The following is a 21,473-nucleotide window of genomic DNA, read 5'->3' on the forward strand; positions in this document are numbered from 1 at the left end:
AAGTCGTCAAGAAGACGAAGGGCAATGCCAGATGACCGGTATGTTCAGACCAGCACACTCAACCAAGTCGCGACTAACAGCAGCAAGGCCATGCCTTGGTTGAGACGTTGCATGGCGGTGGCCGACCGGAACACCCGCGAGGCGCCTGCACCCAACAGCGCCCACGTCCCCAGGCAGGGCATCGATATCAGGCAAAACACCAGGGATAAGTACACCACCTGGCTGTGGCGCTCGGCACCGTGGCCGGCAAATACACTCACCACCGCGAGCGCCATCATCCAGGTTTTCGGGTTGATCAACTGCAGGCTGGCGCCGCCGATCAGGCCAAGAGGCTTTTCGCTTGCAGCCACTTCGATGGCCTGCGCGGGCGCTCTGAAGATCTGGCAGGCCAGGTAGCTCAGCCAGGCGACCCCCATCCATTGCAGCGCCATTTGCACGTTGGGCCAGTGCGCCAGTGACTGGCCCAAGCCGGTCCCCACCAGCAATACAAGGCCCGCCGCCCCGAAGCAGGCGCCGAGAATGATGGGCAGCGTGGCTTTCAATCCATACCGCGCGCTGTTACTCAGCACCAGGATATTGGTAGGGCCGGGAGTGATGGAGGCGACAAAGGCGAACAACATAAATGACAACATGGCAGGTGACTCCGAAAAACCAATCGATGGAGTCGATCTTCACTGTCCGGCGTGTCATCTGTCTGGAAGATTTGAGCAGCGCTTGCGGTACGCGGCGGGCGTGAGGCCGTAGGCACGCACAAACCAGCGTCCCAAATGGCTTTGATCAGCAAACCCCAGGGCAATCGCCACCTCCGCCGGTTGCTCACCCCTGGCCAGCAAGTGCCGGGCACGCGCCAGGCGCAGCTGTACCAGGTAGGCGTGCGGCGGCAGGCCGAACGCGCTTTTGAATGCGCGGGTCAGGCGGAAGCGGTCGACGCCGCAGGCCAGGGCCAGTTCGTCCATGCCCACGTCAACGTGCAGGTGGGCATGCAGGTATTCCCGGGCCTTGTGCGCCACTCGCGGCAGACGCGGGTCTTCGCGGTAGCGGGTGCGCCAGTAGAGTTGGCCGGTGAGGCGTTCCAGCAATTGGTCCATGGCGCGCTGGCGAACGATGCGCAGCTCGCCGCTGTGCAGGGTTTGGAAGGCCTGGCTGGTGGCCAGGGCCAGGCGTGGGTCGCTGGTCAAGGTGCTGGCGAAACTCAGTTGGCTATCGAGTGGTGCCTCTTCAAACACCGTGCTCACTTCCCGCGCCAACCACAGTGGGTCGAGATAGAGCATGTGGTAGGTGAAGCCGTCCGCGCTGGGCGCGTTGCCGTCATGCAGTTCGCCGGGCTCCACCAGGAACACCTGGCCCGGCACACTGTTGTGGCGGGTGCGGCGGCAGTTGAATTGCTGCACGCCTTGTTCGGTGACGCCGATCAGGTAGCTGTCATGCCAATGGGGGTCGTAGGCATGCCCCTCAAAATGCGCGCGCAGGGTCTCGATGCCGGTGTCGGCGTCCTGTGACAGATCGATCCAATTGTGCGCGGCCATGACTCACCGAGGTGAAATACGTGAGGCTATTAGCGCCCAGCGCTGGGTGGGCGTCTAGAAGGTTTGTGCAGCATCAGCCGAACAGCCCGGCGGCGATATTGATCGAGAAACCCAGGATCGCTGTGTTGAACAGAAACCCGATCAGCGATTGCCCCAGCACCACCTTGCGCATGCCTCGGGTGGCGACGCCCACATCAGAGGTCTGCACCGCCACGCCAATGGTGAAAGAGAAGTACAGGAAGTCCCAATAATTGGGGGTCAGCAACCCTTCGGCAAAGCGCAGCGCCGGCTCCTTGCCGTCCCAGGTGTAATACAGGCGGGCGTAATGCACGCTGAAAATCACCCCGATCAGCAGCCATGAACCGATCACCGTCAGCCCGGTAAAGCCGTAGTGCAGCAGGCGTTCGGAGGTGGCCAGGTCTTTGCTGCCGACCAGTTCGAAGGTGATGGTCGCCAGGCTGGCAATGGCCGCGATGCACACCGTGAACAGCACCAGCCCGGCGTTTTCATCTTCGACCTCGGCGATGCGCTTCACGTCCTCGGCCTTGGCGCGGCGGGTCAGCCACAGCATCAGCACCAGATAAGTCCAGACCCCGGCGTTCCAGCCGATGAGGATTTTGCTGACGAGGGTGTCGGCCGGCGCCAGGAGGCCCACGGCAAGGCCGAGCACGGCGGCGGCGGACAGGCGAGGGTGGGTGCGGGCCAGGAAGGGCATAGAAACTCACAGCTGACGAGGTGTCAGTAGACTGTACCTGATCCCGAATACAACCCATAACCCTTGTGGGAGGGGGCTTGCTCCCGATAGCGGTGTGTCAGTCGATTCATCAGGTGACTGTTACACAATTCTGGGTAGGGCGTCGGACCTGTGGCGAGGGAGCTTGCTCCCGTGGCGGCCTGGCAGACGACCAGGATGTTGGATCAGACCGGGTACATATCCGTTATTTAGGTAACGGCGGCTTATGGTTCCGCTCTTACAGCGGGTCACTTTTGGAAGAGCGCCAAAAGTAACCAAAAACGCTTCGCCCCAACACTCGGCACCTCGCTCACGCTCGGTGTGCCCGTAATCCGACAGGGATTTGGGGGGCCGCCGCCACGCGCCATCCATGGCGCGGGGCGGCTAAACCGGCATCCCTGCCGGTTTACCCCCCAAATCCCTGTCGAATTCCGGCCAGCGTGTTTGACGGGGCGCCTGAGATCAAAAGCAGGGTCAAGATCGAGATCAACAGCGACTCGCTTCGCATCGTGGTTAGTGTGGTTGCTACTGCGTTGTGTAGATGCCTATGGTCATCGGGGGCAAGCCCCCTCCCACATTTTTACCTGTGTCTACTTGGGGCCTTTTTTGACCAGCTTCATCACCACCACAAAAAACACCGGCACAAACACCACCGCCAGCGTCGCGGTGATCATCCCGCCGATCACCCCGGTACCGATTGCCTGCTGGCTGGCCGAGCTGGCCCCCGTGGCAATTGCCAGCGGCACCACGCCGAGGATGAACGCCAGGGACGTCATGATGATCGGCCGTAAGCGCAACCGCGCAGCCTTCAAGGTGGCGGTGATCAGGTCTTCACCCTGGTCGTACAGGTCCTTGGCAAACTCGATGATCAGGATCGCGTTTTTCGCCGACAAGCCAATGATGGTGATCAAGCCGACCTTGAAGAACACATCGTTGGGCATGCCGCGCAAGGAGACGGCCACCACTGCACCGAGCACGCCCAACGGCACCACCAGCAACACCGAGGTCGGAATCGACCAGCTTTCATACAATGCCGCCAGGCACAGGAACACGATCAGCAGCGACAGGCCGAGCAGCAACGGTGCCTGGGCGCCGGACAGGCGCTCCTGCAGCGACAATCCGGTCCATTCCTGGCCCAGGCCGGCCGGCAACTGGCTGACCAGGCGCTGGATCTCATCCATCGCCTCACCGGTGCTGTGCCCCGGTGCCGCTTCGCCGGAAATCGCGATGGCCGGGTAGCCGTTGTAACGGGTCAACTGCGTCGGGCCCTGGGTCCACTTGGCTTCGACAAACGCCGACAACGGCACCATCTTCCCGGCGTTGTTGCGCACGTTGATCTTCATCAAGTCCGCCACCTGGCTGCGCTGGTCACCCTCGGCCTGCACCACCACCCGCTGCATGCGGCCCTGGTTGGGGAAGTCATTGATGTAGGCCGAACCGATGGCTGAGGACAGCACGTTGCCGACGTCGGCAAACGACACGCCCAGCGCGTTGGCCTGCTTGCGGTCCACCTCCAACTGCACTTGCGGGGCCTCGGCCAGGGCGCTTTCGCGCACGTTGGCCAGGATCGGGCTTTTTGCGGCGGCGGCCAGCAACTCGGTGCGCGCCGCCATCAAGGCGGCATGGCCGACACCACCACGGTCCTGCAAGCGGAATTCGAAGCCGCTGGACGTGCCCAGGCCATCCACCGGCGGCGGCAGGATCGCATAGGCGATCGCGTCCTTGAGCTCGCTGAAGGCCATGTTGGCACGGTCGGCAATCGAGGACGCAGAGTCATCGCTGCTGCGTTCCGACCAATCCTTGAGCGTGGTAAACGCCAGCGCCGCGTTCTGCCCCGAGCCGGAGAAGCTGAACCCCATGATCATGGTGGTATCACCCACCCCAGGCTCCCCGGCGTTGTGCGCTTCGATCTGCTCGGCCACCTGCACCGTGCGGTTCTTGCTCGCACCCGGAGGCAACTGGATGTCAGTGATGGTGTAGCCCTGGTCTTCCACCGGCAGGAACGAGGAGGGCAGGCGGCTGAACATCCATCCCAGGCCAACCAGCAGCATCAGGTAAATCAACAGGTAGCGACCGCTGCGCTTGAGGGCGTAGGCCACCCAGCCTTCATAGCGGTCGGTGAGCTGTTCGAAGCGCTTGTTGAACCCGCCGAAGAAACCGCCCTTGGCGTGGTGCTCGCCCTTGGCAATCGGCTTGAGCAAGGTGGCGCAGAGGGCCGGGGTCAAGGTCAGGGCCAGGAACGCCGAGAACAGGATCGAGGTGGCCATCGACAGCGAGAACTGCTGATAGATCACCCCGACCGAACCCGCCATGAACCCCATCGGCAGGAACACCGCCACCAGTACCAGCGTGATGCCGACGATGGCACCGGTGATCTGGCCCATGGCCTTCTTGGTCGCGTCCTTGGGCGACAGGCCCTCGGTGGCCATGATCCGCTCGACGTTTTCCACCACCACGATCGCATCGTCCACCAGGATGCCGATCGCCAACACCATGCCGAACATGGTCAGTACGTTGATCGAGAAGCCCAGCAACAACATGGTCGCGAAGGTGCCCATCAACGCAATCGGCACCACCAGCGTGGGGATCAGCGTGTAACGCACGTTCTGCAGGAACAGGAACATCACCGCAAACACCAGCGCCATCGCCTCGAGCAACGTGTAGACCACCTTGGTGATCGAGACTTTGACGAACGGAGAAGTGTCGTACGGGATCTTGTATTCCACATTGGCCGGGAAGAAGCGCGACAACTCGTCCATCTTCGCCCGCACCCGCGTCGCAGTGTTCAGCGCGTTGGCACCCGGTGATAGTTGCACGCTGACCGCGGTGGACGGTTTGCCGTTCAGGCGCGTGGAGAACTGGTATTCCTGGCTACCGACTTCCACTCGCGCTACGTCGCCGATGCGCACGGTGGAACCGTCCGGGTTGGCCTTGAGCACGATGTCGGCGAATTCGGCCGGCGTCGACAACTGGCCCTTGACCAGCACCGCCGCGGTGATTTCCTGGCTGTTCGTCCCTGGCAAATCACCGATGCTGCCGGCAGACACCTGGGCGTTCTGCGCGCTGATGGCGGCGTTCACATCGGCCGGGGTGAGGTTGAAACCGATCAGTTTCTGCGGGTCGATCCAGATGCGCATGGCGCGCTCGGCACCGTACAGCTGGGCCTTGCCCACACCGTCCAGGCGCTTGAGTTCGTTCATCACGTTGCGCGCCAGGTAGTCACTGAGCGCCACGTCATCGAGCTTGCCGTCGTTGGACGTGAGGGTCACCAGCAGCAGGAAGCCGGCGGAGACTTTCTCCACCTGCAAACCTTGCTGGGTCACCGCTTGCGGCAGGCGCGGTTCCACGGCCTTGAGGCGGTTTTGCACGTCAACCTGAGCCATTTCCGGGTTGGTGCCCGGCTGGAACGTCGCGGTGATGGTGGCCGAGCCCAGGCTGCTCTGCGACTCGAAATACAGCAGGTGATCGGCGCCGTTGAGCTCCTGCTCGATCAGGCTGACCACGCTTTCGTCCAGGGTCTGGGCCGAGGCGCCCGGGTACACCGCATAGATCTCGACTTTCGGCGGCGCGACGTTGGGGTACTGCGCCACCGGCAGTTGCGGGATGGCGAGCGCGCCGGCCAGCAGGATAAACAGGGCCACCACCCAGGCGAAGATCGGGCGGTCAATAAAGAACTGCGGCATGACAGGTTATTCCTTTACGAGCGGGCTAGCGTCCACTTCAACTTTTTCACCGGGGCGCGCATGTTGCAGGCCTTCGACGACGATACGGTCACCGGGCTTGAGGCCGCTGCTGACGATCCAGCGGTCCTCGATCACCGCGCCCAACTCCACCGGTTGCTGGGTCACCGTTTGCTCGGCGTCCAGTAGCAGCACCATCGGAATGCCGGCGCTGTCACGGGTGATGGCGCGTTGCGGCACGCTGATGCCTTGCTTGTCGACGGCCTGTTCCAGGCGCACCCGTACAAAGCTGCCGGGCAGCAGGTCGAGGTCCGGGTTGGGGAATTCGCTGCGCAGGATGATTTGCCCGGTGCCGGGGTCGACGCTGATCTCGGCGAACAGCAATTTGCCCGGCAATGGGTAGAGACTGCCGTCGTCCTGGATCAGCGTGGCTTTGGCCTGGTCCTGGCCGACCTGCTTCAAGCTGCCGGCGCGGAAGGCCCGGCGCAGATCATTCAGCTCGCGGGTGGACTGGGTCAGGTCGGCGTGGATCGGGTCCAGTTGCTGGATGATCGCCAGCGGCGTGGCCTCGTTCTGGCCGACCAGTGCGCCTTCCGTCACCAGCGCCCGGCCGATGCGCCCGGAAATCGGCGCGGTCACGGTGGCGTAGCCCAGGTTCAGCTTGGCGCGCTCGACCGCCGCCTTGTTGGCGGCGACCTCGGCGTTGGTCTGGCGCACGGCGGCGCGGGCGTTGTCGTAGTCCTGGCCGCTGATGGCGTTGCCTTCCACCAACTGGCTGTAGCGCTGCTCTTGCAGGCGCGCTTGGAAGGCATTGGCCTCGGCCTTGCTCAGGTTGGCCTGGGCGCTGTCGAGATCGGCCTTGAACGGCGCGGGGTCAATGCGAAACAGCACGTCGCCCTGTTTCACGTCGTGGCCTTCCTTGAACACCCGCTGCATCACCACGCCGGCGACCCGTGCGCGCACTTCGGCAATGCGCGGCGCGGCAATGCGCCCACTCAGTTCGCTGGTGATGGACAGGGGCTTGGCGGCGAGGGTTTCGATGCGCACTTTGGCCAGGGGCATTTCCGGTGCCTCGGCGGCGGAGTTGTCACACGCGCTCAGCGCCAGGGTGAGGGCCAGCAGGCAAAACGGCGCAAACAGATTCTTCGACATGCTCTTATCCCAATATTGACTGGCGCATCCTAAAGTCACCTGCGCCGTGGTGCTGTGAAGCTGTGTAGGCCGTGTGTGAAGAAATGTAAGGTGCGGCGCGCGGGGCGCCGGGGGCGTATATCCTTGCACAATCCTGCACCACACCAACAAACCGCATTATTTGGAAACACCATGCCCAACATCCTCCTGGTGGAAGACGACGCCGCACTCTCCGAGCTGATTGCCAGCTACCTGGAACGCAATGGCTACCAAGTCAGCGTGCTCAGCCGCGGCGACCACGTCCGCGAACGCGCCCGCTTGAACCCGCCGGACCTGGTGATCCTCGACCTGATGCTGCCCGGCCTCGACGGCCTGCAGGTGTGCCGCCTGTTGCGCGCCGATTCGGCGGGCTTGCCGATCCTGATGCTCACCGCCCGCGACGACAGCCACGACCAGGTGCTGGGCCTGGAAATGGGCGCCGACGATTACGTGACCAAACCCTGCGAGCCGCGTGTGCTGCTCGCCCGTGTCCGTACATTGCTGCGGCGCAGCAGTTTGTCCGAGTCCCAGGCGGCCAACGACCAGATCATCATGGGCAACCTGTGCATCGACCTGTCGGAACGCACCGTGACCTGGCGCGAGCAGTCGGTGGAGCTGTCCAGCGGCGAATACAACCTGTTGGTGGTGCTGGCGCGGCACGCCGGCGAAGTGCTCAGCCGCGACCAGATCCTGCAGCGCTTGCGCGGTATCGAGTTCAACGGCACCGACCGTTCGGTGGATGTAGCCATCTCCAAGCTGCGCCGCAAGTTCGATGACAACGCCGGTGAGGCGCGCAAGATCAAGACGGTGTGGGGCAAGGGCTACCTGTTCAGCCGTTCCGAGTGGGAATGCTGAGCCATGTTTCGTGTACTGCTGCGCCTCTACCTGATCACCATCGTCACCTACAGCCTGGCGATCTACTTGATCCCCTCGCTGGTGATCCAGCTGTTTGAACACCGCTACATGAACTACAACATCGAGCAGACCCGCGGCCAGCAGAAGCTGATCGTCAAGCAATACCTGCGGGCGCCGGTGGAACGCTGGTCACAGGTGACCGAGCAATTGGGCCACGACTTCGCGCCGCTCAAAGTGCAGTTGCTGCTGCGCCAGGACGCCAGCTATAGCCCCGCGCAGGAAAAACTGCTGGAGCAAGGCAAATCGGTGGTGCGCCTTGGGGAATGGGGCTGGATGGAGGAAATCAGCTCGCCGATCAATGAGCAATTCGTGGTCAAACTGACGATCCCGCCGGATCCGATGGACATGAACGTGCTGTACTGGGCCATCAACGTGCTGATCGTCGCCGCGCTGCTGGCGTGCCTGCTGGTGTGGCTGCGTCCGCACTGGCGCGACCTCGAGCGCTTGAAAAGCACCGCCGGGCAATTGGGCCAGGGCAACCTGGCCGAGCGCACGCGTATCCCGGCCAGCTCCAGCATCGGCAGTCTGGCCTCGGTATTCGACACCATGGCCGACGACATCGAGCACCTGCTCAACCAGCAGCGCGACCTGCTCAACGCCGTCTCCCATGAACTGCGCACACCGCTCACACGCCTGGATTTCGGCCTGGCCCTGGCGCTTTCCGAAGACTTGCCCGAGGCCAGCCGCGAACGCCTGCAAAGCCTGGTGGCGCATATCCGCGAGCTGGATGAACTGGTGCTGGAGCTGCTTTCCTACAGCCGCCTGCAAAACCCGGCGCAACTGCCGGAGCGGGTCGAGGTGGTGCTCGATGAGTTTATCGACAGTGTGCTTGGCAGCGTCGATGACGAACTGGAAAACCCCGAGATCGTCATCGACGTGGCGCTCGATTGCGCCGTGGAGCGGTTCAGTCTTGATCCGCGCCTCACCGCTCGTGCCTTGCAGAACCTGCTGCGCAATGCCACGCGTTACTGCGACAAACGCATCCAGGTGGGCGTCAAGGTGTGCCCCAAGGGCTGTGAAATCTGGGTCGACGATGACGGTATCGGCATCCCGCTCGATCAGCGTGAACGCATCTTCGAGCCGTTCTACCGCCTGGACCGCAGCCGTGACCGCGCCACCGGCGGTTTCGGCCTGGGCCTGGCCATCAGCCGGCGCGCCTTGGAGGCCCAGGGCGGCACCTTGACCGCATTGGCGTCGCCATTGGGCGGCGCACGGTTCCGGGTGTGGTTGCCCAGCGTCGCCTGATCACAGCACTTTGACGGCGCGGCCGATCGCTTGGATCGGCCCGGTGGGCTTGCCGGTCGGCGAGCCGCGCGGGTCTTCCAGGGTCAGTTCGAACAGCTGGTTCTGCGTCAGCGGCGGCAACTTGTCCAACGGCACCGACAGCGTCTGGCCGGGTTTGACCAACCCCAGCGACACCGGCCCTTGCCAACCATCGCCCTTGGTCCAGAACTGCAGGGCCTTGTCCGCCGGTACGTCCATCACGCCCAATGGGATCAACTGAATCTGCTGGTTATTGCTGGCCTGAATCACCCAGCCCGGGGCCTGGCTTTGCGGAGCCACCAGCACCACCACAAAGCTGGGTTCCAGGTTGGGCGGACGGGTCAGCAGCAGCGCGGCCAGCACCAGCGTAGCCACCAGCCCGGCACCGGCCAGGCCACGCCATACGGCGAGCAGGTCCCACCAAGGTGTGCGGGCGCCGGCGGTGCTGCGTTCGATGCGTGGCCACAACTCAGAGGAGGGGGGCACGGGCTCCGCCAAGGCGGTCAACGGCAACAGGCGTTGCTCCCAGGCGTCCACTGCGGCGCGTAACTCGGCGTCGTGGCTCAGGCGCTGTTCCACTTCCGCGCGTTGTTCGCCAGGCAGGGTGCCCAGCACGTATTCGCTGGCCAGTTCGTCCAGTGGGTTGCTCATGTCATGCACTCCCGCAGCGCGGCGAGGCTACGTTTGATCCAGGCCTTGACGGTCCCCAGCGGGGTGTCGAGTTTCTGGGCGATTTCGCTGTGGGAATAACCGTCGACATAGGCATGCAGGATGCACGTGCGACGGGTCGGGTCGAGCTGCTCCAGGCAGGTGTGGACTTGCCCCGTGCGTGCGCTGAACTCAAAGGTGTCGGTCGCAGCGACTGGCTCATGTTCGTCGCCCAACGGGACTTCGCGATAATGGTTACGCACGACGTTGAGCGCCAGGTGCCGGGTCACGCTGAACACCCAGCCACGGGCCGACCCGCGACTGGGGTCAAAGCTGCCGGCGCCGCGCCAGATCTTGATGAACGCGTCATGCACGATATCTTCGGCCAGGGACTTGTCCCTGACGATACGCAGCGCCACGCCAAGCAGATGGCTGCTTTCCTGCTGATAGAGCGCGCGCAAGGCGCGTTGATCGCCACGGGCGCAGGCCAGCAGACAGGCTTCGTAATCAAACACGCGGTGCTCCCCCCAACCAACGTCATTGGGGGCAGCGTAGCCGTATTTGTTCAGTTGGCTGCCCAGAAGATGTAATCAGCCTTGTACTTGACCACTTCCTGCTTGCCCTTGTTGGCCGCCGTGCACGCGCTGTTCGGTGCTACGCCCCCCTCTAAAGCAACCCGCTGGATGTAACTCACACCGCTCATCGCGCCCTTGCCTTCGGCCGGGTTGGCCTTGACCAGTTGGTAGGGAAGGTTGCCCGCACCGGACGGCGCCACGGCCAGCTGGGTGCCGGTGACTGTCGAACCGTCCTTGGCCTGCCAGGTGGCGGGCGGGCCGAAATAGGTGCCGACTTGCTTGCCGCTGCGGTCATTCAGCACGGCCTTGGGGCCGACGAAGGTCCATTCGGTCTGGCCGGCGGCGTTGGCTTTGTCGCGGCACTCGTAGGTGATTTCGCCGACGCCGGTGGTCTCCAGCGCCACCTTGTGGCCGTCCGGCACTTTGATGCTGTCGGGCAAGCCGGTCTGGGCAAAGGCTGCGGGTGCGGCGGCGAGCAGGGCGGTGAGGCAGAACAGTGCTTTAGCGTTCATGGGTACTTCTCCATTTCAGTAAAACAGCGGGGTGACTGAAAGGACTACCCATGGCACGCACGATTGGATGCAGCGATTAGAAAATAAACGCGGGAGGGCGCACACTGTGCCCCCGCTTTACCCGAGGAGAGATTGGCAATGACTGGTGTTCACACGTCTGCTCAACAAGGTTTCTCTACCCAGGCCGTGACCTACGCCCAAGGTCGGCCGGATTATCCAAGGCAACTCACGGGCTGGCTGGCCGAGACCTTGCGCATCGACGCACAGTCGAGCGTGGTTGACCTGGGTGCCGGCACCGGCAAGTTCACCCGTTTGCTCAGCACCCTGGCGCCGACGTTGACCGCCGTCGAGCCCGTGGCGGCGATGGGCGCGCAGTTGCGCAAACTGCTGCCGGATGTGCGCCTGGTCAATGGCACCGCCGAATCCATCCCATTGCCTTCCGCCAGCGCTGACGCGGTGGTATGCGCCCAGGCATTCCACTGGTTCTCCACCGAGGCTGCCCTGGCGGAAATCCATCGCGTGCTCAAGCCCGGCGGCCGCCTGGGCCTGGTGTGGAACGTGCGCGATGAGTCGGTGGATTGGGTCGCAGCCATCACTGACATCATCACGCCCTACGAGGGCGACACCCCGCGTTTTCATACCGGGCTCTGGCGCGAGGCCTTCAACGGCATGTACTTTTCCGCCCCCGACGTGACCTGTTTTCCCTACAACCATGTCGGCAGCCCTCAGGAGGTGATCATGGATCGCTTCCTCTCCGTGAGCTTTATCGCCGCGCTGGCTGATGGGCCCAAGGCGAGTGTCACCGCGCAATTGCAAGCGCTGATCGACACCCACCCGGCGTTGAAGGGGCGTGACACGGTTGCCTTTCCGTATCAAACCCAAGCCTACGTCTGCCATCGCCTGAGCTAAAAGGCATAAAGTCAGATCATATTGATATAAGTCGTTATAAGAAAAATCGCTATCCTGCGGCCAGAAATTTATAAGGCCGCAGGTAGCGTTAATGGATGTAGGTAATGTTGGTTTCGTGGTGGCTGGCCTGATCGTTGGTTTTATCGTAGGGATGACCGGTGTGGGCGGGGGCTCGTTGATGACCCCGATCCTGCTGTGGTTCGGCATCAACCCGGCCACGGCGGTGGGTACCGACTTGTTGTACGCGGCGATCACCAAGTCCGGTGGGGTGCTGGTGCATGGCAAGAACAAGAACATTGACTGGACAATCACCGGTTGGCTGACCTTGGGCAGCGTGCCTGCGGTGTTGCTGACGCTTTGGTTCCTGGCCAGCCTGCACACTGATCCCAGTGCGATGAACGCGGTGATCAAGCAGGCGCTTGGTGTGGTGTTGCTGCTGACGGCGCTGGCGATTCTGTTCAAGAAAAGCCTGTTGGCGTTTGCCCAGCGGCATGCGGGCGATGACTATCACATGAGTCCGCGCAACCTGAATGTGTTGACGGTGGTGACGGGTGCGATCCTGGGGACCATGGTTGCCCTGACCTCCATCGGTGCGGGTGCGCTGGGGACTGTGGCGTTGTTTATTCTGTATCCGTTTCTGGCTACGCGACGGCTGGTCGGGACTGAGATCGCGCATGCTGTGCCGCTGACCCTGGTGGCGGGGTTGGGGCATGCCAGCATGGGGAATATGGATTGGCATTTGTTGGGGTTTTTGTTGATGGGGTCGTTGCCGGGGATCTATATCGGTAGCCATATGACTGGCAAGTTGCCGGATGGGGTGTTGCGGCCGTGTTTGGCGGTCATGCTCATGGCTATCGGCTACAAATTGGCCTTCTGATTGGGGGGCATACCCGTTATAAAGCCTGTACGGACCGGACACAGGGTTGACGGGGCGCCTAAGATCAAAAGCAAAAGCGCGGCGGCCTTAGAGCCGACGGGTGTGGCACCTGTCGATCGCGGTCCAAATGTGGGAGGGGGCTTGCCCCCGATAGCAGTGGGGCAGTCACAGATGCATGAGCTGACACACCGCCATCGGGGGCAAGCCCCCTCCCACAGTTTGATCTCCATACATCAGGTAGACATCGGCCTGCTTTTGATCTTGCAACAGCCAACTCAAGCCCCCGTCCCTGGCCCATTTCCAATCTGCCAAACAAACGGCGGCTCAACCCCATTGATCACCCAATCCCCCACAATCCTTGCCTTGTAGATCACCGGATTATGCGACGACACAGTCCGCGCATTCCGCCAATGCCGATCCAGCGCTTTCCCCTGGCGCACATCCGAAGCCCCCAATGCATTGAACAATTCACTGGTCGCACGCTGGATCAACTCAGACACCACCACCTGCGCGGTAGCCGACTCAATCTCCGCCGCCACGTTGGCCTCACGCTCCACTGCATCATCCCCACCAAAGCGCGCCACGTACGCGCGTTGCGCCGGCAGCGTCGCTTTCAACGCGCTGGCCTCGGCGGCGTAGACCAGCGCAGCCACTTCGCCCACCACCTGTTGAACCTGTGCGTCCTGGCTGACATGGGGCGCATTGCCATGGCTGTAGATGCGTTTGCGGCTGCGCACCTGATGCGCCACATCGCGCAATGCCGCACGGCCAATGCCAGCCAGACTGGCCAGTAACACGAGTTGGTAAAACGCGGTCTGGTATTTGAATCGGGTGGCAAAGTCGATGACGTTGTCCGCGTCCACCACCGCATCGGTAAAGCGCGACGTGCCGCTGCCGGTGGTGCGCTGGCCAAAGCCGTCCCAGTCATCGCTGTGCACCACGCCCGGCTGGCGGGCGCGGGTGGCGGCGATCACATCGGCGCCGGTGTCGCTGCGTTGGGCGTACACATCGATCCAGTCGGCGAAAATGCTGCCGGTGCTGTAGAACTTTTCACCGTTGAGCTTCCAGCTGTCGCCGTCAGGGCTGACCTGGGTGACCACATCGCCGATGGCCACATTGCCGATCTCGGTCCAGGCGCAGCCGACGATATCGCCGTCCACGAAACGCTTGAACCACAGGTCGCGGCCGGCACTGGGTGGCGCGTTCAGACGGTCTTCGGCAAAGGCAAAATGCCCGCGCAGGGCCTGAGGGACATTGGAGTCGGCTTCGGCCAGCTCGATCAGCAACTCAAATAACTGCGGCAGGGACGCGCCGCCGCCGCCGTACTCCACCGGCACCCGCACCGCGCCAAAGCCGGCCTCTTTGAGCCACTGGATCGGCTCGTGGGGCAGGGTGCGCTGTTGTTCGCGCGCCAAGGCACCGTCGGCGATGCGCTGGAAAATCGGCCGAAAGCGAGCGGCCAGGGTCGGGTAGTCGACACCGGTGGACAGCGGGTTGATGACGTGTTGTTCGGTCATGGGCAAGGCTCCGGGGCAGTGATCAATGCGAAGAGTGATTGCACAGTCCGTGCCGGGTGCCAGGGCCAATGTTTACGCGCCCTTCACGGCCTGTGCTGTTGCCCCAGCAACAGCGATCCAGCAAACCGTCGCAATCCCTGACATTCGCCGGCAAGCCGTGCCTGCCGGGTTTTTTCGCCGCAACCCTCATGGCGCGGGCGTTTCTCGTGGCCTGGCACGCTTGCTGCTCAAGCCCTGGGTACATCCCTATGTACGAGGTACCGCTCGATGAGTCAGCAAGCCGTGAAATTTGCCTATTGGGTGCCCAACGTCAGCGGTGGGCTGGTGGTCAGCAAGATCGAACAACGCACCCATTGGGGCATTGATTACAACCGCAAACTGGCGCAATTGGCCGAGGCGGCCGGCTTCGAATACGGTCTCACCCAGATCCGCTTCACCGCCGGCTACGGTGCCGAAAACCAGCATGAATCCGTTGCGTTCAGCCATGCGCTGCTGGCTGCGACCACCACGCTCAAGGTCATCGCCGCGATCCTGCCTGGCCCGTGGCAACCGGCGCTGGCGGCCAAGCAATTGGCAACCATCGACCAGCTCACCAATGGCCGTATCGCGGTGAATATCGTCAGCGGTTGGTTCAAGGGTGAGTTCCAGGCCATTGGCGAACACTGGCTGGAACACGACGAGCGCTATCGCCGTTCCGAAGAGTTCATCCGCGCCCTCAAAGGCATCTGGACCCAGGACGACTTCACCTTCAAGGGCGATTTCTACCGCTTCAACAACTACACCCTCAAGCCCAAGCCGCTGGGCCAGCCGGAAGTGTTCCAGGGCGGCAGCTCGCGGGCGGCGCGGGACATGGCCGCACGGGTGTCGGACTGGTACTTCACCAACGGCAACACCCCGGAAGGCATCAAGGCCCAGGTCGATGACATTCGCGCCAAGGCGGCGGCGAATAACCATTCGGTCAAAGTCGGCGTCAACGCCTTCGTGATCGCCCGCGACACTGAAGAGGAGGCCCGTGCGGTGCTGGCGGAAATCATCGACAAAGCCGACCCGGAAGCCGTCAACGCATTTGGCGACGCCGCGAAGCAAGCGGGCAAGGCCTCACCGGAAGGCGAGGGCAACTGGGCCAAGTCCAGCTTTGAAGACCTGGTGCAGTACAACGATGGCTTCAAGACCAACCTGATCGGCACGCCACAGCAGATCGCCGAGCGTATCGTCGCGCTCAAAGCGGTGGGTGTGGACCTGGTGCTGGCGGGTTTCCTGCACTTCCAGGAGGAAGTCGAGTACTTCGGCAAGCGCGTATTGCCGCTGGTGCGCGAGCTGGAAGCCAAGGCCGGGATCAAGCAGGTGGCGTGAGCAAGGTTTTTTCCAGGCGCAGGGCAGGGCTGTGGTCTTCGTAATAGTCGTTGACCACGGCAAAGCGCCGGTAGCCATTGCGTTCATACAGCGCCAGGGCGCCTGGGTTGTCGGTGCGCACTTCAAGGCGCAGGTGCGCACAAGCGTGCGCTGCCGCACAGGCCTCGGCACGCTTGAGCAACTGCTGGCCCAGCCCAACGCCGCGTAAGTGCGCGGCGATAGCGATGGAATACAAGCGCGCGCACGCGCTGCCACGCCGAAACAGCACCAGTGCATAGCCGAGCAGTTGCCCGTCTTCTTCCGCCACCAGCAATTGGCCATGGGCGCGGCTGATCATCCATTGAAAACGACGCGATGAGAGCCGGTCAGTGGTGAAACACTGCTGTTCCAGTGCCATTAATTCAGGCACATCGAAGGGGGATGCAACGCGAAAAGAAAGTGCCATATGACCGCCATAAAAGTTACGTAACGAAACGGGACTTCTCTAAAAGATCGTGCTTAATAGAAAAGGTCGAGTTCTCTAAAGCGGATCAATTATTATGTCGGCGGTACAAAGTCATTGGCGTGAAGTATCGGAGCAAACTGTCGCGGCGACAATAACGAGCCAGGGTTATTTTTCCGCCCCCCTCACAGGCGTCCGTCAAGTAGTGATCATTGTCGAGCGCAAGGAAGACTGGGCCTCCTACTTCCCCAGCGAAGACATCGTCACCGCCCAGGAGTACCTGGAACAGACTCGGGAAAACCAGTCAGGCAAGCGTGTGCAGGTGATCAACCTGTGCCGCAGCTACAAATACCTGGGGCACGGTTATTACTGCTCGTTGCTGGCCGAGGCACGCGGGCACAAGGTGATTCCGTCGGTACGCACCATCAGCGAACTGACGAAAAAGGCGTTGTACGGCCTGGCCTTGGACGACTTGGACAAAACCCTCGATAAAGCCTTGAGTCATCATCTTTACAGCAATACCGAAGGCTTTACCCTGACACTTTATTTTGGACGGACGACTATAGAGCCGTTGCAGGATCTGGCCCGGCAATTGTTTGAAGCCTTCCCCTGTCCTATTTTGTTAGTGGGTTTCAAACAGCATAACGGCTGGCATATCGAAGGGATCAAGTCCGGCGTATTACACAAGTTGCGCGATGACCAGGAAGATCAATTCGCTCATGCGCTGGACAACTTCAGCCGCAAGATCTGGCGCCAGCCTCGCTCACGCCGCCTGGCGCGTTACGACCTGGCCATCCTGCACGATCCCCAGGAACAACTACCACCGTCAAATGCCCAGGCGTTGGATAATTTCATTCGCGTAGGCAAGGGCCTGGGTATCGATGTCGACCTGATCGAGCGCAAGGACTATGCGCGCCTGGCCGAATACGACGCCTTGCTGATCCGCGAGACCACCAGCGTCGACAACCACACCTATCGTTTCGCCAAGAAAGCCGAAAGCGAAGGCCTGGTGGTGATGGATGACCCGGCGTCGATCCTGCGCTGTACCAACAAGGTCTACCTCACTGACCTGCTCAACAGTCATCAACTGGGCATGCCCGCCACCGAGATTCTTTACAAAGAGCGACCGCAAGACTTCGAACGGGTCGGCGAGCGCCTCGGGTTCCCGTTGGTCTTGAAGATCCCCGATGGTTGCTTTTCCCGTGGGGTCATCAAGGTGGAAAGCCAGGCAGCCTTGCTCAAGGCCACCGCCGAGTTGTTCGAACATTCGGTGCTGTTGCTGGCCCAGGAATTCTTCTACACCGAGTACGACTGGCGCATCGGCGTACTCAACCGCAAGCCGATCTTTGCCTGCCAATACTTTATGTCCAAGGGCCATTGGCAGATCTACAACCACAAGGCCATCGGCCAGGCCATCAACGGCGAATGCCGCACCCTGGCGGTCCACGAGGCGCCCAAGGCGGTGGTGGAGCTGGCCGTGAAGACCGCCAACCTGATCGGCGATGGCCTCTACGGCGTCGACCTCAAGCAGTCCGGCGACAAGGTGGTGGTGATCGAGGTCAACGACAACCCCAACCTGGACGCCGGCATCGAGGATGCTTACTTGCAGGACGATCTGTATGGCCTGGTGCTGGAGGAATTCGTGCGGCGCCTGGAGTTGAAGCGTCAGGGCCAGGTGTGGTGACTCGGCACTGACATTTTGATGGTAGGGATGAAACGGATAGCGGGTACGACGATGTCGATGTGGCGAGGGAGCTTGCTCCCGTTGGCGTGCGTAGCGCGCCTTTCTTTAGGGCCGCTGCGCAGCCCAGCGGGAGCAAGCTCCCTCGCCACAGGTCATTCGCCAGTCTGCACCTGCAGGGTCAGGACTTCAAAGCCATCCGCCGTCACCGCCACGGTATGCTCCCACTGCGCCGACAAGCTGTTGTCCTTGGTCACCACCGTCCAGCCGTCCTTCAGGCTGCGCACTTTGGCGCTGCCCTGGTTGAGCATCGGCTCGACGGTGAACACCATGCCTTCACGCAGTTCCAGCCCGGTGCCGGGACGACCGAAGTGCAACACCTGCGGCTCTTCATGCATCTGCCGGCCGATGCCGTGGCCGCAATACTCGCGCACCACGCTGTAGCCGTTGGCCTGCGCGTGGCTCTGGATGGCATGGCCGATATCGCCCAGGCGGGCGCCGGGCTTGACCTGGCGGATGCCGGCCCACATGGCTTCGAAGGTCATCTCCACCAGGCGCCGGGCTTTGGGGGCGACGGTGCCGATCATGTACATCTTGCTGGCGTCGGCGATATAGCCACCTTTTTCCAGGGTGATATCGATGTTGATGATGTCGCCGTCCTTGAGAATCTCCTTGGCGCTGGGCATGCCATGGCACACCACCTCGTTGATCGAGGTGTTGATGGAGTAGGGGTAGTCGTATTGGCCGAGGCTGGCGGGACGGGCTTTGAGGTCATGGCGGATGAAGGCTTCGACGGCGCTGTCCAGCTCCAGGGTGGAACGGCCGGCGGCCACGAAGCCATCGAGCATGGTGAAAACCTGGGCCAGCAGGCGTCCGGATTCACGCATCACGGCCAGTTGTGCGGCGGTCTTGATCATCAATGGCGCCCCCGGATCAGGTCGGGCTTGTCCAGCAACAGTTTGTTGATCAGCTCGTTGTAGGGCAGGCTGGGATTGAGTTCGGCGAGCAGGCCGATCTTGATCCAGAATTCGGCCTGGGCGTTGATGGAGCGGTCCATCGCGGCGCTGGCCAGGCGCAGTTGTTCATGCAGCTGGTCGGTGATCTTGACGATGCCCATGGTCTTCACTGTGCGGTAGGGATATACAAAGCGTATACGTTTCGTATATTAAACGTAACCCCCCGCACCACGAAATGGCGCTTGGCCATTGACTTGCCCGCCAGTCGCCGGTTAGTTTCGCCCTATGACTTTTCAAGCCTTCCGCAGCCAGCCAAGCATTATTACCGCCATTCCTCATTTGGCGGGATAGCGCACGGCTGTACCCAAACCCGCCCTAGAGGCGGGTTTTGTTTTTCCGTCTCCAGGGTCTTTGACAAAAAGCCAGGAGACACCCATGAGCACCTGCACCGCGCCCCACACCGCCGACCCGGGACTGCTTGAACATTATGTGAAAAAGATCCTCGCCGCCCCGGTCTATGACCTGGCGGTGCGCACGCCCTTGCAGGCGGCCCCGGCCTTGTCGGCGTTGCTGGGCAACCAGGTGTTGCTCAAGCGTGAAGACCTGCAACCGACGTTTTCCTTCAAGATCCGCGGCGCCTACAACAAGCTGGTGCAGCTCACGCCGGAGCAAAAGGCCCGCGGGGTGGTCACCGCGTCGGCGGGCAACCATGCCCAAGGTGTGGCCCTGGCGGCGCGGGAGCTGGGGATCAAGGCGCGCATTGTGATGCCCAGCAGCACGCCGGAACTCAAGGTGCTGGGCGTGCGTTCGCGCGGTGCGGAAGCGGTGCTGCACGGCGCGAGCTTCCCCTTTGCCCTGGCCCATGCGTTGCAACTGGCCGAGCAATCCGGGGGCACCTTCGTTTCGCCGTTCGATGACCCCGAGGTGATTGCCGGCCAAGGCACCGTGGCCATGGAGATCCTGCGCCAACAACAGGGGCCCCTGGATGCGATCTTCGTACCGGTGGGCGGCGGTGGCCTGATCGCCGGGGTCGCCGCCTACGTCAAATACCTGCGGCCCGAGGTGCGCATCATCGGCGTCGAACCCGAAGGGTCCAGCTGCCTGTTGGCGGCGCTACGGGCCGGTGAGCGGGTGGTGCTGCCCAGTGTCGACGGGTTTGCCGACGGCACGGCGGTGGCGCAGGTCGGTGCTTATGGGTTTGAGATCTGCCGCGACTGGGTGGATGAAGTCATCACGGTCAGCAATGATCAGTTGTGCAGCGCGATCAAGCTGATCTACGACGATACGCGCTCCATCACCGAGCCGTCCGGAGCGCTGGCGGTAGCTGGCCTGCGTGAATACGTGACCAGTCACAATTTGCGCGGGCAGACCCTGGTGGCGATCAATTCCGGGGCGAACATCAACTTTGATAGTTTGCGACATGTTGCTGAAAGGGTCGCCGCGCAAGGTGCCGTTTAAACAAACATGCAGGGTTAAACGTTTAATCGCAGCGGTTCGGCGACGATTTAGTCGATACGGTTTAACTTATATAAACAAGCACAGTGCTTATGAGGAATGGTTACAACAGGGGCCGATTTTGCCGAGTAGGCTTGGGTGTTGTAAGCGTCTTCCAAGGTCGGTAAGACGTGGCGGGCAAGGGCCCGCGGGATTAATAACAATCTGTTGGCAGTCTCAGGAAAGGAGAGGTTGACCATGCTTTCGGAATTAGAACTTCGCAGCATTATTGAAGGAAGTTTCCTGCCCAAACGGTGCGAATGCACCAAAGCCGAAGATGCGTCGCTGACGATCAAGGTCTACGACGAGCGCGACCGTGACCGGGTGGATTTGGAAGTCAAAGGCATCAACGCGGAAAAACTCGACAGCAGCCGCGCCATTTGCAACCTGATTGCCGGGTTGCGTGAAGACCTCAAGCACACCCATGCACCCGCCCTGCAACGAGCGGGAGGGCGCAGCCTCTACTAGCTGGACGCTTGAGTGTGAGGCACCGAAGACCTGTGGGCTTGGATGAACGCCAGGCCCAATACGGTTTCCGTTGCCACCGCCAGCAAGATGCCCGGCCCGGCATTGCCATTGATCCACTCACTGAACCCCAGCACCGCCAGCACCAGGCACCCGGCGATAAACCCGGTGGTGAGGGCGCGACGCGTGTCTGAAGGCGGCGCGTGACGTGCGCGGTAGAACATGATGCCGATGCCTAGGAACAGCGCGGCGTTGCGGCGCGACACCAGCCCGGTGCCACTGGAATACTCGACACTCCACACCCACAGCAGCAGGTCGGGACGCAGGCCCCAGATAAGCGCGAGGGCGAAGCACAGCAGCGCGGTGAAGGTGGCGAGGGTGCGGAAACTCAACAGCATGGCGAATCCTTTCAGCCTTAGGACAAGCCCGCAAGACTACTCCTATTTGCGCGGGCTTGGCGTGTTTGCCTCATCGACTCAGTTCTGGAAATCGCAGGCGTCGGACATTTTCCGATAGCTCACGTCTTCCACCTTGCCCGCCTTATCCAAGAACTTGATATCCGCCTTGATGACTTTGCATTCGTCAGTTGGGGTTTCGTTCATGGCCAGGACCTTGTCGATATTCATCGGCATGCCGTACCGGTAAGGCACGGGTTTGGCAGCGGCAGGTTGATCGTCGGCCTGGGCCAGGCCTGACACCGCTGCCAGCGCCAGGCTGGCGCTGAGCATTAAGGTGCGCAGTTTCATGGTGGTTCTCC

At 62.0% G+C, this 21,473-nt stretch carries 21 protein-coding genes and 1 pseudogene; 8 read left to right on the forward strand and 14 right to left on the reverse strand.

Annotation, left to right across the window (positions count from 1 at the left end; all coding sequences use genetic code 11):
- Positions 1–44 precede the first annotated feature (44 nt).
- From BM403_RS24245 to BM403_RS24265, 5 genes are all read right to left on the reverse strand, one after another.
- Positions 45–632 carry a LysE family translocator gene (locus BM403_RS24245; RefSeq protein WP_093545377.1) on the reverse strand — a complete coding sequence of 196 codons (588 nt, stop codon included), beginning with the start codon at positions 630–632 and terminating at the stop codon, positions 45–47.
- Positions 633–686: 54 nt separating this feature from the next.
- Complete coding sequence (locus tag BM403_RS24250; RefSeq protein WP_093545379.1) at positions 687–1,526, reverse strand: AraC family transcriptional regulator; 840 nt, start codon at positions 1,524–1,526, stop codon at positions 687–689.
- A gap of 73 nt (positions 1,527–1,599) precedes the next feature.
- Positions 1,600–2,241 (reverse strand): DUF1345 domain-containing protein, encoded by a 642-nt coding sequence (locus BM403_RS24255; RefSeq protein WP_012723907.1) that lies wholly within the window; start codon positions 2,239–2,241, stop codon positions 1,600–1,602.
- Between the two features lie 608 nt (positions 2,242–2,849).
- Positions 2,850–5,942, reverse strand: coding sequence for an efflux RND transporter permease subunit (locus BM403_RS24260; protein ID WP_012723908.1), 3,093 nt, complete (start codon positions 5,940–5,942; stop codon positions 2,850–2,852).
- 6 nt (positions 5,943–5,948) lie between these two features.
- Entirely contained in the window at positions 5,949–7,091 is a 1,143-nt protein-coding gene (locus tag BM403_RS24265; RefSeq protein WP_093545382.1) for an efflux RND transporter periplasmic adaptor subunit, read from the reverse strand.
- A gap of 171 nt (positions 7,092–7,262) precedes the next feature.
- Here BM403_RS24265 and BM403_RS24270 point away from each other — a divergent pair, with 171 nt between their 5' ends.
- Positions 7,263–7,964, forward strand: coding sequence for a response regulator (locus tag BM403_RS24270; protein ID WP_093545385.1), 702 nt, complete (start codon positions 7,263–7,265; stop codon positions 7,962–7,964).
- A gap of 3 nt (positions 7,965–7,967) precedes the next feature.
- Positions 7,968–9,269 (forward strand): ATP-binding protein, encoded by a 1,302-nt coding sequence (locus BM403_RS24275; RefSeq protein WP_012723911.1) that lies wholly within the window; start codon positions 7,968–7,970, stop codon positions 9,267–9,269.
- Here the strand turns inward: BM403_RS24275 and BM403_RS24280 are convergent, their stop codons facing one another.
- The 3 genes from BM403_RS24280 to BM403_RS24290 are packed head-to-tail and all read right to left on the reverse strand — an operon-like array spanning position 9,270 to position 11,022.
- On the reverse strand, positions 9,270–9,938 hold the full coding sequence (locus BM403_RS24280) for an anti-sigma factor (protein WP_012723912.1): 669 nt from the start codon (positions 9,936–9,938) through the stop codon (positions 9,270–9,272).
- Positions 9,935–10,450: a sigma-70 family RNA polymerase sigma factor gene (locus tag BM403_RS24285; RefSeq protein ID WP_012723913.1), complete on the reverse strand. Its 516-nt coding sequence runs from the start codon at positions 10,448–10,450 to the stop codon at positions 9,935–9,937. Before BM403_RS24285 ends, BM403_RS24280 begins: the two co-directional genes overlap by 4 nt.
- A gap of 50 nt (positions 10,451–10,500) precedes the next feature.
- Positions 10,501–11,022, reverse strand: coding sequence for a DUF3455 domain-containing protein (locus BM403_RS24290; protein ID WP_012723914.1), 522 nt, complete (start codon positions 11,020–11,022; stop codon positions 10,501–10,503).
- 138 nt (positions 11,023–11,160) lie between these two features.
- Between BM403_RS24290 and BM403_RS24295 the strand changes: the two genes are divergently transcribed.
- Together BM403_RS24295 and BM403_RS24300 are read left to right on the forward strand one after the other, a co-directional pair.
- On the forward strand, positions 11,161–11,931 hold the full coding sequence (locus BM403_RS24295; protein WP_012723915.1) for a class I SAM-dependent methyltransferase: 771 nt from the start codon (positions 11,161–11,163) through the stop codon (positions 11,929–11,931).
- Positions 11,932–12,022: 91 nt separating this feature from the next.
- Complete coding sequence (locus BM403_RS24300; protein ID WP_012723916.1) at positions 12,023–12,808, forward strand: sulfite exporter TauE/SafE family protein; 786 nt, start codon at positions 12,023–12,025, stop codon at positions 12,806–12,808.
- 275 nt (positions 12,809–13,083) lie between these two features.
- On the opposite strand, the gene BM403_RS24305 is transcribed toward BM403_RS24300, so the two are convergent.
- Positions 13,084–14,325 (reverse strand): acyl-CoA dehydrogenase family protein, encoded by a 1,242-nt coding sequence (locus BM403_RS24305; protein ID WP_012723917.1) that lies wholly within the window; start codon positions 14,323–14,325, stop codon positions 13,084–13,086.
- 267 nt (positions 14,326–14,592) lie between these two features.
- Here BM403_RS24305 and sfnG point away from each other — a divergent pair, with 267 nt between their 5' ends.
- Entirely contained in the window at positions 14,593–15,678 is a 1,086-nt protein-coding gene (gene sfnG, locus BM403_RS24310) for a dimethylsulfone monooxygenase SfnG (protein ID WP_012723918.1), read from the forward strand.
- On the opposite strand, the pseudogene BM403_RS24315 reads toward sfnG, so the two are convergent.
- Positions 15,677–16,123, reverse strand: a pseudogene (locus BM403_RS24315) (GNAT family N-acetyltransferase); the annotation flags it as partial. The gene sfnG and the pseudogene BM403_RS24315 sit on opposite strands and share 2 nt — an antisense overlap.
- 94 nt (positions 16,124–16,217) lie before the next feature.
- Here BM403_RS24315 and BM403_RS24320 point away from each other — a divergent pair.
- Positions 16,218–17,804: a RimK family protein gene (locus tag BM403_RS24320; protein WP_046033795.1), complete on the forward strand. Its 1,587-nt coding sequence runs from the start codon at positions 16,218–16,220 to the stop codon at positions 17,802–17,804.
- A gap of 152 nt (positions 17,805–17,956) precedes the next feature.
- Here the strand turns inward: BM403_RS24320 and map are convergent, their stop codons facing one another.
- Both map and BM403_RS24330 read right to left on the reverse strand, forming a co-directional pair.
- On the reverse strand, positions 17,957–18,718 hold the full coding sequence (gene map, locus BM403_RS24325; RefSeq protein WP_043205263.1) for a type I methionyl aminopeptidase: 762 nt from the start codon (positions 18,716–18,718) through the stop codon (positions 17,957–17,959).
- Positions 18,718–18,918 carry a ParD-like family protein gene (locus tag BM403_RS24330; protein WP_010567513.1) on the reverse strand — a complete coding sequence of 67 codons (201 nt, stop codon included), beginning with the start codon at positions 18,916–18,918 and terminating at the stop codon, positions 18,718–18,720. The genes map and BM403_RS24330 overlap by 1 nt, the downstream gene beginning before the upstream one ends.
- A gap of 274 nt (positions 18,919–19,192) precedes the next feature.
- Here BM403_RS24330 and ilvA point away from each other — a divergent pair, with 274 nt between their 5' ends.
- Together ilvA and BM403_RS24340 are read left to right on the forward strand one after the other, a co-directional pair.
- On the forward strand, positions 19,193–20,215 hold the full coding sequence (ilvA, locus tag BM403_RS24335; protein ID WP_080943264.1) for a threonine ammonia-lyase, biosynthetic: 1,023 nt from the start codon (positions 19,193–19,195) through the stop codon (positions 20,213–20,215).
- 234 nt (positions 20,216–20,449) lie between these two features.
- Positions 20,450–20,719: a DUF1652 domain-containing protein gene (locus BM403_RS24340; protein WP_043205265.1), complete on the forward strand. Its 270-nt coding sequence runs from the start codon at positions 20,450–20,452 to the stop codon at positions 20,717–20,719.
- On the opposite strand, the gene BM403_RS24345 is transcribed toward BM403_RS24340, so the two are convergent.
- Positions 20,716–21,114, reverse strand: a complete 399-nt coding sequence (locus BM403_RS24345; RefSeq protein WP_046033796.1) for a hypothetical protein — start codon at positions 21,112–21,114, stop codon at positions 20,716–20,718. The genes BM403_RS24340 and BM403_RS24345 overlap by 4 nt on opposite strands.
- Positions 21,115–21,192: 78 nt before the next feature.
- Complete coding sequence (locus tag BM403_RS24350) at positions 21,193–21,462, reverse strand: DUF2790 domain-containing protein (protein WP_043205266.1); 270 nt, start codon at positions 21,460–21,462, stop codon at positions 21,193–21,195.
- Positions 21,463–21,473: the final 11 nt, after the last annotated feature.

The organism is Pseudomonas sp. OV546 (assembly GCF_900116845.1).
Taxonomy (GTDB): Bacteria; Pseudomonadota; Gammaproteobacteria; order Pseudomonadales; family Pseudomonadaceae; genus Aquipseudomonas; species Aquipseudomonas petroselini.

Bases quoted from the DNA above. Each gene is read 5' to 3' on its own strand.
- BM403_RS24245 (WP_093545377.1), bottom strand. From the start codon at position 632: ATGTTGTCATTTATGTTGTTCGCCTTTGTCGCCTCCATCACTCCCGGC.
- BM403_RS24250 (WP_093545379.1), bottom strand. From the start codon at position 1,526: ATGGCCGCGCACAATTGGATCGATCTGTCACAGGACGCCGACACCGGC.
- BM403_RS24255 (WP_012723907.1), bottom strand. From the start codon at position 2,241: ATGCCCTTCCTGGCCCGCACCCACCCTCGCCTGTCCGCCGCCGCCGTG.
- BM403_RS24260 (WP_012723908.1), bottom strand. From the start codon at position 5,942: ATGCCGCAGTTCTTTATTGACCGCCCGATCTTCGCCTGGGTGGTGGCC.
- BM403_RS24265 (WP_093545382.1), bottom strand. From the start codon at position 7,091: ATGTCGAAGAATCTGTTTGCGCCGTTTTGCCTGCTGGCCCTCACCCTG.
- BM403_RS24270 (WP_093545385.1), top strand. From the start codon at position 7,263: ATGCCCAACATCCTCCTGGTGGAAGACGACGCCGCACTCTCCGAGCTG.
- BM403_RS24275 (WP_012723911.1), top strand. From the start codon at position 7,968: ATGTTTCGTGTACTGCTGCGCCTCTACCTGATCACCATCGTCACCTAC.
- BM403_RS24280 (WP_012723912.1), bottom strand. From the start codon at position 9,938: ATGAGCAACCCACTGGACGAACTGGCCAGCGAATACGTGCTGGGCACC.
- BM403_RS24290 (WP_012723914.1), bottom strand. From the start codon at position 11,022: ATGAACGCTAAAGCACTGTTCTGCCTCACCGCCCTGCTCGCCGCCGCA.
- BM403_RS24295 (WP_012723915.1), top strand. From the start codon at position 11,161: ATGACTGGTGTTCACACGTCTGCTCAACAAGGTTTCTCTACCCAGGCC.
- BM403_RS24300 (WP_012723916.1), top strand. From the start codon at position 12,023: ATGGATGTAGGTAATGTTGGTTTCGTGGTGGCTGGCCTGATCGTTGGT.
- BM403_RS24305 (WP_012723917.1), bottom strand. From the start codon at position 14,325: ATGACCGAACAACACGTCATCAACCCGCTGTCCACCGGTGTCGACTAC.
- sfnG (WP_012723918.1), top strand. From the start codon at position 14,593: ATGAGTCAGCAAGCCGTGAAATTTGCCTATTGGGTGCCCAACGTCAGC.
- BM403_RS24320 (WP_046033795.1), top strand. From the start codon at position 16,218: ATGTCGGCGGTACAAAGTCATTGGCGTGAAGTATCGGAGCAAACTGTC.
- map (WP_043205263.1), bottom strand. From the start codon at position 18,718: ATGATCAAGACCGCCGCACAACTGGCCGTGATGCGTGAATCCGGACGC.
- BM403_RS24330 (WP_010567513.1), bottom strand. From the start codon at position 18,918: ATGGGCATCGTCAAGATCACCGACCAGCTGCATGAACAACTGCGCCTG.
- ilvA (WP_080943264.1), top strand. From the start codon at position 19,193: ATGAGCACCTGCACCGCGCCCCACACCGCCGACCCGGGACTGCTTGAA.
- BM403_RS24340 (WP_043205265.1), top strand. From the start codon at position 20,450: ATGCTTTCGGAATTAGAACTTCGCAGCATTATTGAAGGAAGTTTCCTG.
- BM403_RS24345 (WP_046033796.1), bottom strand. From the start codon at position 21,114: ATGCTGTTGAGTTTCCGCACCCTCGCCACCTTCACCGCGCTGCTGTGC.
- BM403_RS24350 (WP_043205266.1), bottom strand. From the start codon at position 21,462: ATGAAACTGCGCACCTTAATGCTCAGCGCCAGCCTGGCGCTGGCAGCG.